The organism is Bradyrhizobium sp. CFUWI (assembly GCF_056429085.1).
The window spans coordinates 172,555-183,617 of record NZ_JBWJZE010000010.1; the positions used below are offsets into that span (position 1 = coordinate 172,555).

At 66.1% G+C, this 11,063-nt stretch carries 13 protein-coding genes; 6 read left to right on the top strand and 7 right to left on the bottom strand.

Annotated features, from left to right (window positions below):
• Positions 1 to 121: 121 nt before the first annotated feature.
• The 3 genes from AC066S_RS22630 to AC066S_RS22640 form a co-directional block, all read right to left on the bottom strand.
• Entirely contained in the window at positions 122 to 343 is a 222-nt protein-coding gene (locus AC066S_RS22630; RefSeq protein WP_126255315.1) for a hypothetical protein, read from the bottom strand.
• Positions 344 to 392: 49 nt separating this feature from the next.
• Positions 393 to 545, bottom strand: a complete 153-nt coding sequence (locus AC066S_RS22635) for a hypothetical protein (protein WP_430642478.1) — start codon at positions 543 to 545, stop codon at positions 393 to 395.
• A gap of 187 nt (positions 546 to 732) precedes the next feature.
• A complete protein-coding gene (locus AC066S_RS22640; protein ID WP_126255860.1) occupies positions 733 to 942 on the bottom strand; it encodes a cold-shock protein in 210 nt (69 codons plus the stop codon).
• A gap of 429 nt (positions 943 to 1,371) precedes the next feature.
• Between AC066S_RS22640 and rpsU the strand changes: the two genes are divergently transcribed.
• Entirely contained in the window at positions 1,372 to 1,647 is a 276-nt protein-coding gene (gene rpsU, locus AC066S_RS22645; protein WP_027572522.1) for a 30S ribosomal protein S21, read from the top strand.
• 12 nt (positions 1,648 to 1,659) lie between these two features.
• On the opposite strand, the gene AC066S_RS22650 is transcribed toward rpsU, so the two are convergent.
• From AC066S_RS22650 to AC066S_RS22660, 3 genes are all read right to left on the bottom strand, one after another.
• Entirely contained in the window at positions 1,660 to 1,938 is a 279-nt protein-coding gene (locus AC066S_RS22650; RefSeq protein ID WP_126255317.1) for a DUF1488 family protein, read from the bottom strand.
• 120 nt (positions 1,939 to 2,058) lie between these two features.
• Positions 2,059 to 2,355 carry a hypothetical protein gene (locus tag AC066S_RS22655; protein WP_126255318.1) on the bottom strand — a complete coding sequence of 99 codons (297 nt, stop codon included), beginning with the start codon at positions 2,353 to 2,355 and terminating at the stop codon, positions 2,059 to 2,061.
• Positions 2,348 to 2,614: a hypothetical protein gene (locus AC066S_RS22660; protein ID WP_135162931.1), complete on the bottom strand. Its 267-nt coding sequence runs from the start codon at positions 2,612 to 2,614 to the stop codon at positions 2,348 to 2,350. The genes AC066S_RS22655 and AC066S_RS22660 overlap by 8 nt, the downstream gene beginning before the upstream one ends.
• Before the next feature lie 501 nt (positions 2,615 to 3,115).
• Here AC066S_RS22660 and AC066S_RS22665 point away from each other — a divergent pair.
• Positions 3,116 to 3,250, top strand: a complete 135-nt coding sequence (locus tag AC066S_RS22665) for a hypothetical protein (RefSeq protein WP_478270659.1) — start codon at positions 3,116 to 3,118, stop codon at positions 3,248 to 3,250.
• A 78-nt stretch (positions 3,251 to 3,328) separates the two neighbouring features.
• On the opposite strand, the gene AC066S_RS22670 is transcribed toward AC066S_RS22665, so the two are convergent.
• Positions 3,329 to 3,955 (bottom strand): TetR/AcrR family transcriptional regulator, encoded by a 627-nt coding sequence (locus AC066S_RS22670; RefSeq protein ID WP_478270660.1) that lies wholly within the window; start codon positions 3,953 to 3,955, stop codon positions 3,329 to 3,331.
• A gap of 133 nt (positions 3,956 to 4,088) precedes the next feature.
• On the opposite strand from AC066S_RS22670, the gene AC066S_RS22675 reads away from it, so the two are divergent.
• The 4 genes from AC066S_RS22675 (at position 4,089) to AC066S_RS22690 (ending at position 11,029) form a co-directional block, all read left to right on the top strand.
• The gene (locus AC066S_RS22675) at positions 4,089 to 5,321 is read left to right on the top strand and encodes a cytochrome P450 (RefSeq protein WP_478270697.1); all 1,233 of its coding nucleotides are present in this window, start codon (positions 4,089 to 4,091) and stop codon (positions 5,319 to 5,321) included.
• A 279-nt stretch (positions 5,322 to 5,600) separates the two neighbouring features.
• Positions 5,601 to 9,215, top strand: coding sequence for an AsmA family protein (locus AC066S_RS22680; RefSeq protein WP_478270661.1), 3,615 nt, complete (start codon positions 5,601 to 5,603; stop codon positions 9,213 to 9,215).
• Positions 9,216 to 9,637: 422 nt separating this feature from the next.
• Positions 9,638 to 10,756, top strand: a complete 1,119-nt coding sequence (locus AC066S_RS22685; protein WP_164718333.1) for a DUF2336 domain-containing protein — start codon at positions 9,638 to 9,640, stop codon at positions 10,754 to 10,756.
• 30 nt (positions 10,757 to 10,786) lie between these two features.
• The gene (locus AC066S_RS22690) at positions 10,787 to 11,029 is read left to right on the top strand and encodes a hypothetical protein (protein ID WP_126255323.1); all 243 of its coding nucleotides are present in this window, start codon (positions 10,787 to 10,789) and stop codon (positions 11,027 to 11,029) included.
• Positions 11,030 to 11,063 lie beyond the last annotated feature (34 nt).

Sequence of the window (11,063 nt, forward strand, 5' to 3'; positions counted from 1 at the left end):
TCGGGAACGACTGAAGGCCGAGCGGTTGGCGAGGGAGGCTGAACGACGAAACCGGTCCGAGAAGACGCCTTAGGCCTCGAACTTCTCCTTCGAGAAGCGCCATACGGTCGTAACGCGCTGGCTAAAGCATGGAAAGTACGACGATCCCGTCTTCGAGCTCGCCGGAAGCAAGCCGCGCCCGCGCAATGCGCTCGAACTCCGTTCGATGCTTCTGCAGATAACTGAAGGCCTGCTTCTGCGTGTTGAATGTCGTGGCAAGCTGGCATATCTGCCGATTTGCGCCGGACGCGAGAAAGAAGGTGATGGTTCCGTGGTCTGGCTTCACTCTAGGCACGATCTGCACTCTCCGGCATGTGATCGGCCCTCTCAATGCGGCGGCGGCGTGAAGACGATTATCGTGTCGGCTTCTTCGAACGCTTCTTGAGCGCCGGCGCCGGCAAAGCCAGCCGAACAGCTTCGTCAGCCGCCTCCTTGGCCTCGCGCGCAGCTCGCAGCCGCGCCATGTTCTTGCGAACTTCGATGGCCTGCCGTTCGGCGTCGACCATTGCCCGCGCTCCGTCTTCAGCGGCCAAGCGGCGGCGATCGGTCCGCGCGACGCTCGCGGGTGACGGCTCTGCCGGCTTCTTGGTGCTCATCGTCCACCCGGCTCCGCAAACGACTAAACCCGCTCAATCCTGGGATTGAGCGGGTAGGGCGGCCGTTTCAGTACATCCGTGAAACGGCGCCACGATATCAAGCCAGCGAGAGATTCTCAGCGCTGACCTTGCCTCGCACCTTGTCGGTCTTGGCCTCGAAATTGACCTGTTGGCCCTCTCCGAGACCTGCAAGACCAGCCCGTTCAACGGCGCTGATGTGAACGAACACATCGTTGCCGCCGTCGTTCGGCTGAATGAAACCGAAGCCCTTTTGGCCATTGAACCACTTGACCGTACCTGTCGTCATCTTCTTCTCCAAAGCGCGCAAGCGCATTCCGCGCGACAATCACGCGGTCATCTTCAACTTCGTCGATGTCTTTGGAAAAGGAGCCCGCGGGCGCATTCAACAAGGCACAGCGGCTAATCGAACAACATCAATATATATGATTTCCGGGATTTTGCAAGGAGCCAGGCCATTTTGTTTTCGAACGAGGCAATTCCTCTGTTCCGATCGAGGCGCTCTGCGTGGGTCTGTCGATCTGCAAGCAGGACGTTAGCGATTGACAGCGCTGCGCGACAATGGTCACGGTGTCTGTATCGCCGTGACAAGCAGACCTGTGTCTGAAGCCGCGACCAAGGTCGCGGCTGCTATCCTCACAATTCGCAATGAAGCTCCTGCGCAATTGGCTGCCTGCAGGACGTGTCGCCATTCGCAGCCCCCGGTCGGGAGGATCAATTGCACGTACTCGTCAGAGATAACAACGTCGAGCAGGCACTCCGCGTTCTCAAGAAGAAGATGCAGCGCGAGGGCGTCTTTCGCGAAATGAAGCAGCGGCGCTCGTATGAAAAGCCGTCCGAGCGTAAGACTCGCGAGAAATCCGAAGCTATTCGTCGCGCCCGCAAGCTGGCCCGGAAACAAGCAATCAGAGAGGGGTTGCTGCCCGCGCCGCCGAAAAAGAAGCCCTTTGAACGCAAGCCGCCTTTGCCGGAGATCAAGGCTCGGGCGGAGTAGAGAGAGCTTTTCCTACGGCCTGAAATCGATGCCGCGCAGCACGATGCCCGGCGGCGTGCCTTCGAACTCCGTCGCGCGATATTTGCTCGCCGCGCGTGCTTCGATGCGGTCCCGCAGGCGGGTGAACTGAGCCTCACGCTGCTCGGGCTTGACTTGCGGGCCGCGCTCGAGATCGTCCATCGCGGAGGTCGAGACGGCGCAAGGAATCTCCCTGGTGCCGTCATGCATCGAGAACCGGACGATCATCCGGTCGTATTCGTGGCTGATAAAGCGGCCGCTGGTCAATGTCATGGCTTGCTCCGTTGCGTGATTGCCAGGCGCGATCGCACCTCTCAAATCAGCGCGGCGACCGGCCGCCTGCGTTCCGTCGCGCGCGGCACGTGTTGAGAATTCAAGCAGCGGTCGTTCGCTTCAGTTCTCCCCCGACAGCCGGGCGAAATCGTCGAGCAGCGCCGCCACCAGCGCGCGGTGACGCGTGTCCTCGGCGGGCAGGCTCGCGGCATAGAGGTTGAGCAAATGACGCGCCTTCACCGCGGCCTCCGGCCAGGACGCGGCGGGCACCGTCATCATGCGGTGCTCGAGATCGGCCTCGCGCTCGCGCAGCTCTCTGGTGTTGGCCTCGACCTCGGCCAGCGCGCGGCGCAGGTCGGTGGCCTTCTGTGCGGCCATGCCGCGGTGCTTGTCGAGATCAACGGGATGATCAGTCATTGGCGATGCTCGCGTCTGCGGCTTGCGCGTTCGCGAGATCGACCGAGCCGATCGACAGCATCTCCATCATGCCGCCGGCGCCTTCGGCCGGCACGGTGATCATCGTGGCAACGCGGCGATAGGCGGCGAAGGTCAGGCCCTCGATCGTCTCCTCGTCGGTGACGACCTCGTAGGCGCCGGCCGGCAAGAGGCGGTCGATGCCGCGCATGCGGAACGGATGCCTGAACGTGACGGTCTCTCGCCGCGAGCGGATGGTCATGCAGGCCTGCCTTTCGCAAGTGGAGCCCCAACCGGTGCCGGCCGTGGCGAGCATGCGCTCTTGGCGCGGCAATAGCCAGCACTATCGTCGCGAGGCATTTAAACGCTCGCAATCGCTTCGGCACGGGCGTAGGATCGCGGTCATCACCGCACGTCTCGACGGCTTCGACCGGTGACTGAGGGTCACGTGTGCTCCCGCCGAAGGCTTCGCAGGGGCGTTCGATGTCGCGTGTTCGCATCTCGGAATGATCGTTCCCCTGTTTCTTCTCGTATGCGGAGCCGCCATCCTCAATGAGTAGGGCGATACGCGTGCCGTACCTGGTCAGTGGGACCAACGAATACGGCAGTTCCAATCTGGGCCGCGGCACCGCGGCGGTCGCGCTGCGTCTCGCGCGAAAATTGCTGCGCGAAGGCTACATGGACGTCAGGGTCTGCACCCCGCGCGGACGGGTCCTGCAACCCGATGAATTCGACCAACTTGAAACCGGCAAAGGAGAGCGACATGGCAAAGGGCCAACAACGCGGCAACCGCGAAGCCAAGAAACCGAAGAAGGAGAAGTCCAAGATCATCGCCGCGGCCCCGAGCCGCAAGGAAGCCGCCTGGCAGCCGGACTTCGGACCTGCAAAGAAGAAGTAGGCGAGCTGCAGCTCACCAGCTTCGACTGCGCACCGACCATATGTCGCAGCCGCATTCGAGTTGAAGCTCGCTTGCGCTTTACGAAGTTGCATCTTGGCGCGAGGCCAGTCCCGTCCTGCGCCTGAGATCGGTGATCGCGCGCAAAAAGCTGTCGGCCGGCGTGGTCTCGGGATCGATCAGCCGGTGCAGGCGAAAGCCGTCTTCCAATGCGAGGACGACGGAGGCCATCCAGGGCGGATTCAGGTTGCTGTTCTTGCCGTCGCTCTTCAGCGTGGCCTCGATGATGTCGGCGACCAGCTTGCGGCGCGCGCGCAGGCGTTTGGCGAGCTCGGGTCGGCGCTTCTCGGCGCGCGCGACGAACAGGATCATCTCCATATGCAGCAGCGGGGAGCGGCCGAGCGGATCCTGCCGCGTGCGGTCCATCGCCTTCAGCGCGGCGATGAAATCGTCGAGATTGTCGTGCTGGGCGAGGATGTCCATGTTGCGCCGGATCGACTGCTCCACATGGTCCTCGAGCATGGCGATGATCAGCTCGTCCTTGCTCTTGAAGTTCGAGTAGAACGCGCCGCGGGTGAAGCCTGCCGCCGCCGCGATCGCCTCGATGCTGGCGCCGCCGATGCCGTCCGCTTCGAACACGCGCGCGGCCGCCTCGAACAATTTGTCGCGCGTATCGTCCCTGGTCGGCCTGGTTCTCACCCTTGACATCGGAGCAGGGTAGGGCAGAATGAAACTCGATACAACAATGTATCGAGTTGATAATTTCAAGGGGATGGTTACGCCGCGCGAGCAGGGCAGCGTCGGCGTATTCGTGTCATGCGGCAACCGATTTGAGGTCACCATGAACGAGCACGTGCAAGGCGCCGGCGGCGCGCCGCTGTTCAATCCGCTCTCGCCGGACTTCATCCGCGATCCCTATCCGCACTACGACCGGCTGCGTACGATCGATCCGATCCATGTGACGCCGTTCGGCCAGTTCGTCGCCAGCCGCCATGCCGACGTCAGCCTGGTGATGCGCGACAAGCGCTTCGGCAAGGATTTCGTCGAACGCTCGAAACGCCGCTACAGCGACAGGATCATGGACGAGCCGGTGTTCCGCAGCATGAGCCACTGGATGCTGCAGGCCGACCCGCCGGATCACACCCGCCTGCGCGGCCTCGTCGTCAAGGCCTTCACCGCGCGTCGGGTCGAGGACATGCGGCCGCGCATCCAGGAGATCGTCGACCAGGCGATCGAGGCCGTGATCGAGCGCGGCCACATGGACCTGATCGAGGATTTCGCCTTCCGCCTGCCCGTCACCATCATCTGCGACATGCTCGGCATCCCCGAGGAGCATCGCGAGGTGTTCTACAACAGCTCGCGCGACGGCGGGCGGCTGCTCGACCCCGTGCCCCTCACGCCGGAGGAGATCAAGAAGGGCAACGAGGGCAACCTGTTGGCGCAGATGTATTTCCAGCAGCTGTTCGAGCTGCGCCGCAAGAATCCCGCCGACGACCTCATCACCCAGCTGGTGCAGGCCGAGGAGGACGGCAACAAGCTCAGCAACGAGGAGCTGACCGCCAACATCATCCTGCTGTTCGGCGCCGGCCACGAGACCACGGTCAACCTGATCGGCAACGGCCTGCTCGCGCTCCATCGCAGCCCGGACCAGCTTGCGCTGCTCAAGGCGCGCCCCGAGCTGATGGAGGGCGCGATCGAGGAATTCCTGCGCTACGATTCCTCGGTGCAGATGACCGGGCGCGTCGCGCTGGAGGAGATCGAGGACCTCGGCGGCAAGCGGATTCCCAAGGGCGAGACCGTGCTGTGCCTGCTCGGCTCGGCCAACCGCGACCCGGCGGTCTATCCCGATCGGCCCGACCGGCTCGACGTCACCCGCCAGAACGTGAAGCCGCTGTCGTTCGGCGGCGGCATCCATTTCTGCCTGGGGGCCCAATTGGCGCGCATCGAGGCCGAGATCGCCATCTCCACACTGCTGCGGCGGCTGCCGGACCTGCGCATCGACGACGTCGAAAACCCGGAATGGCGGCCGACCTTCGTGCTGCGCGGCCTGAAGCGGCTGCCGGCGAGCTGGTGAGGCTTCGGCGCTGGTTCTGCACGCGCTACCCTCATCCTGAGGGCCCGCGAAGCGGGCGTCTCGAAGGATGGCCGCGAGCGAGAGCGGGGCCTGCATGGTTCGAGACGGCGCTTGGTGCGCCTCCTCACCATGAGGGTCGCACACCGGCGTTAACCTCCGCGCGCAACAGTCGCTGTGACTTCGCCACACTTCCCCCTATATAAGGGGCTGTTCCGGCACGCCTGAAGTCCACGAAGGCCAGGGTTTGGTCCGGGTGCCGGTTTGGCCGAGGGGAGACCCGTGCAGACGACGCTGCTCGGATTGGCGATTGCCTTCATCATTGCGCTGCTGGCCGCGCTGATCGGGCCTTACTACGTCGACTGGAACCAGTTCAGGCCCCAGTTCGAGGCGGAGGCCGGCAAGATCATCGGCGTGCCGGTGCGGGTCGCGGGCGAGCTCGACGCGCGGCTGCTGCCGACGCCGACGCTGCGGCTGCGCCAGGTCACCTTCGGCGGCAACAACGATCTCGGCCGCCTGCGCGCCGACAAGCTCGACGTCGAGTTCAGCCTGGGCTCGCTGATGCGCGGCGAATGGCGCGCCACCGAGCTTTCGGTGGGCGGCATGGCGGTCGATCTCGGCCTCGATGCGCGTGGGCGGGTCGATCTGCCCTCCACCGCGAGCGGCACCTTCAATCTGGCCTCGCTCGCCATCGAGCGGCTCAATCTCACCGGCCGCATTGCCCTGCACGATGCCGCCAGCCGCTCGACGCTGGAGCTGAACGACATCGCCTTCTCCGGCGACGTCCGCTCGCTCGCCGGCTCGGTGCGCGGCGACGGCCGCTTCACCGCCAATGGGGTGCGCTATCCGTTCCGCGTCTCGTCCGGCCCGAGCGCCGACGGCAACGCCACCCGCCTCCACCTCAACATCGATCCCGGCGAGCGCGCCATCCTCGCCGATCTCGAAGGCGTGCTCGCCTTCGACAACCGCCTGCCGAAATTCGAGGGCGCGCTGACGCTGGCCGTGCCGGCGGCCAAGAAGGCCGGCGAGGCCGGGCCGACCCCTTGGAAGCTCACGACCAAGCTCAAGGCCGATCCGGCCGGCGCGAAGTTCGAGCAGATCGACGCGAGCTTCGGTCCTGAAGACAGCGCGCTGAAGCTCGGCGGCGTCGGCGACCTCAAATTCGGTGCCTCGCCGCTGCTGCGCGCGGTGCTGTCGGCGCGGCAGGTCGATGCCGACAGGCTCGCCGCCAGGGACGATGCCGAGCCGCTCCGCATCCTGCCGGCGCTGCGCGCGGGGCTTGCCGCCATTCCGCAGGCGCCGATCCCGGCCCAGATCGAGTTCAACACCGACCAGATCATGCTCGGCGGCCGTCCACTGCAGAACATCGCGGCCGAGCTCCAGACCGACGGACGGTCCTGGACCTTCCAGCGGCTCGAGCTGCGCGCGCCCGGCATGACGCAGCTCTCGCTCAACGGTGCGACGCCCGGCGCCGACAGTTTCAGCGGCCGTCTCTCGGTCGAATCCTCCGATCCCGACACGCTGGTGGCCTGGCTCCAGGGCCGCAGCGAAATCAACCGCCGCAGCACGCGGCCGCTGCGCCTTGCCGGCGAGGTCACGATCGCCGCCAACCATCTCGCCATCGACCGGGTGAAGGCCGACATCGAAGGCGGCACCGTGGAAGGCCGCATCGCCTTCGTGCAAACAGGCGCGAGCAAGGGCTCGCGGCTCGACGCCGACCTCAGGGCCGACCGGCTCGACCTCGACTCCGCCGCAAGCTTCGTGCGCGCGCTCGCGGGACCGCAGGGCGAGTGGCCGGAGGAAGCGAAGCTCTCGCTCGATGTCGGCCGCGCGATCTCCGCCGGCCAGGAGTTGCGTCCGTTCGCTGCCAGGCTTGCTTACGGCCCCACCTCGCTGTCGCTGGAGCAGCTGCGCTTCGGCCAGGCGAGCGGCGTGACCACCGTGGCGAACGGCAGCTTCGACCGCGCCAAAGTCACCGGCAAGCTCGCGCTGCAATCCTCGGCCAATTCGCTGCGCGAGCTCACCGCGCTGATCGAGCCGTTTGCGCCCGCGCTGCGCGCGCGCTTCGATGCCATCCCGGCCGCATCAGGCGCGACCCGCCTCAAGCTCGATCTCAGCCTCGACAAGAACGCCGAGCATGCCGATCGCAGCAACGCCCGCGCCGTGCTCGAGCTTGACGCGCCGCAGCTCAAGGCGACCGCGACGCTGGCCGCGCAGACGCCAGCTTCCGCGATCGGCGGCATCGACCTCGAGCGTCTGCGCAGCAGCGACTTCACGCTGGACTCGAAAGTGTCGATGCCGCAGGCCGGCGCGCTGCTGGCGCTGCTCGGGCTCGACCGCGTGGTGGCCGCAGGCGAGGGCGCTTCGCAGTTCGAGGGCAAGCTGACCGGCGCCTGGCGGCGGCCGCTGCAACTGAACGCAAAGCTCAGCGGCGGCGGGCTGGATGCCGACGCGCAGGGCAGCGTCGAATTGTCGGAGCCGAAGGGCAGCGTGAATTTGCGCGTGCGCAACGTCAATCTGGCGCCGCTGCTCGGGACCAGCCGGACCGACAAATCGGCGCAGAATGTCAGCCTGTCCTCCCGCATCACGATGACGGGCAACCGGCTGACCTTCGACGATCTCGACGGCAATGCGGCCGGCGCGCATCTGCGCGGCCATCTGGTCGTGATGCTGGATTCCGACAAGAGCGTCGACGGTGAGGTCGGTCTCGATACGCTCGATCTTGCGCCGGCGCTCGCGATGGCGATTGGCGCAGCCGGGCGTGAGACGAGCGACCCCCTCAGTGCAGGGCTCATCACCGGCTGGCGCGGCCGGATCGCCTTCCAGGCGTTGCGCGGGATGTTGCCTGGCGGCATCGAGCTGCGTCCGTTCGGCGGCACGATCCGCAGCGACGGCCAGTCGCTCGCGCTCGATGGGCTCAAGGGCGCGCTCGGAGGCGGCGAGATGTCGGCAAGCTTCGACGCGCGCAACAGTGCCAATGGCCTCGCTCTGAATGCGCGCATCGAGCTCGCCAATGTCGATGCGGCGGCGCTGCGCTACCGCAACCTCGCGCTGCCGAAGGGGCGCGCCTCGGTGCAGATGGCACTGACCAGCCAGGGCCGCAGCGTCGCAGCGCTCACCGGCGCGCTCGCCGGCAACGGCACGGTGACGCTGGAGGCCGCGGAAATCGGCGGCCTCAATCCGCGCGCCTTCGAGATCGCGATTCGCGCCAGCGACGGCGGCCAGGTCGCCGACGACAACCGCTTGCGGCAGCTGGTCGAGCCCGCACTTGCCGCCGCACCGATCGCGGTGGCGTCGGCGCAGATTCCGTTCACGATCCGCGACGGACGCTTGCGCGTCGGCGCGACGCCGCTGGAAGCGAAGAACGCCCGCGCCATCGTGTCCGGCGGCTACGACATTCCCGCCGACCAGGCCGACATCCGCGCCAGCCTGACGCCGATCATGACCGGCCTCTCCGGCGCCCCGCCGGAGATTCAGCTGTTCGCCGCCGGCCCCCCCGACAAGCTCAACCGCACGATCGATCTTGCGCCGCTGTCCTCCTGGCTCGCGGTGCGCACGATCGACCGCGAGACGCGCCGGTTAGACGCGATCGAGCGCGGCGAGCCGCCGCCGGCGACCGCGGCGCTGCCGACGCTGGTGTCTCCGGATCCGGCGCCCGAGCAGGCGCCCGCCAATGTGCCGCTGCCCGGCCAGGATCCGCGCCGCCCGCCCGCAAAGCTAAAGGCCGCGCCGACGCCGAAGGCCCCGCAGGCGGCTCCCGCTGCGCCAAGCCCGCCGCTCGCCAGCCAGCAGCTCGCGCCGCTGCCGCCGGCCATCGACGTCAAGCCCGCCCCGGGGCCGCCGCCGGCCAAGCCGAGGCCAAAGCCGCCGCTGGTGCTGACGCCGCAGAACCCGTGAGGGCGCTCTTGGTTTGCTCGGACCGAGCCGCGGGCTTGCTCACCTCTCCCGCTTGCGGGAGAGGTCGCGCCGACGGCGCGGGTGAGGGCTCTCTCCTCTAGGGGAAAGTCCCGTTGATGAGACACCCTCTCCCCAGCCCTCCCCCGCAAGCGGGGGAGGGAGCCTACTGCCGATGCCGCTGCATCCTGCACATCGTATGCGATTGCCTTGCCGGCAAGCGGGAGAGGGCGCGATCCGTCTTCCTTCTCCGCCCCTTAACCCATTCCCTCGCATTTGAATGAATTTTGCCCGGCAAAACTGATTTGCCGATTTTACCGAATTCTCGCGTTTCATCTCTAGCGTCGGTTTCCAGAGGAATTCGGCGTCGCGTCAATTGCGGCGCAACGGTTCGCAAGAGACGACCAAGAACTGGGGTAATCGAGATGGACGGGGCGAAATCGCTTCTGCAGGACCTGGACGACGCGATCGCGCGCGGCACCGACGAAAGCCGGGCGAAGGCGTTGTGGCATGCGACCGACATTCTGATCACCGGCCGCTACAGCGACGACGAGATCAGCACGTTCGGCGAGGTAATCGGCCGGCTCGCCGAGGAGATCGAGGTCGCCGCGCGAACGCAGCTTTCGGAGCTGATGTCGGCGTGCGATCACGCGCCCTTGAACGTCATCGAGAAGCTCGCCCTCGACGACGAGATCGCGGTCGCCGGTCCCGTGCTGCGCGACTCCAATCGCATCGACGACAGGATGCTGGTCGAGAGCGCCATGACCAAGGGCCAGTCGCATCTGCTCGCGATCTCCCAGCGCAAGTCGATCGGCGAGGCCGTGACCGACGTGCTGGTCAAGCGCGGCAACCAGGAGGTCGTGACGTCGGTCGCGAAGAACGAGGGCGCGCGCTTCTCCGGGTCGGGCCTGTTGCACATGGTCCGCCGCGCCGAGGGCGATTCGATTCTCGCCGAACAGCTTGGCCTGCGCAAGGACGTGCCGCGCCACATCTTCCAACAGCTCATCTCGAAGGCTTCGGAAGACGTGCGCCGCCGCCTCGAGAGCGAGCGGCCCGAGATGATGGCGCAGATCCAGAGCTCGGTGACCGAGCTCACCGGCGATCTCCAGTCCAAATTCGGTCCGTCCTCGCGCAGCTATTTCGTCGCCAAGCGCGTGGTGACGACGCAATACCGTCAAGGCAATCTCAACCAGGATTCGATTTCGAACTATGCCCGCCAGCACCGCTTCGACGAGGTACAGATCGGCCTGTCGCTGCTCTCGTCGCTGCCGGTCGACGTGATCGAGCGCGCGCTGATGGACCGCAATCGCGAGATGATCCTGGTCTTGTGCAAGGCGCTCGACTTCTCCTGGGATACGACGATGTCACTGCTCTTCCTCGGCGCCAAGGATCATCTGATCACGGCGCGCGAGCTCCAGGACAACGAGCGCGAATACGGCCGGCTCAAGATCGAGACCTCGCGCAGCATCTTGAAGTTCTACCAGTCGCGCAAGACCGGCACGGGTGCCGATGCGGGCCGTCAGCCCGAGCTCCAAGTTCACTGACAGGTACATTAAGGACAGGGAGTATCTGCAATGTTGCCTCAATTCGGTACCGCCGTTCGCAAGAAGAACCTCAACAGCGCTGCCACCGCCGATCTCGGCGGCGGAGCGCCGGACAAGGCCTCGGTGGACGCGGCCTGGCTCGTGCTCGAAGCCGCCAATGATCTCGGCGACCATGCCGCGATCGAAGCCTGTCGCCGCGTCATCGACGCCGAGCTGACCGGCGCGGCGGCCCGCAGTGCCGACGTCGATCTCGTGCTGGGATATTTCCGGTAGACTTCCGCGGCCCGGCGGAACACAGCCCGATCAG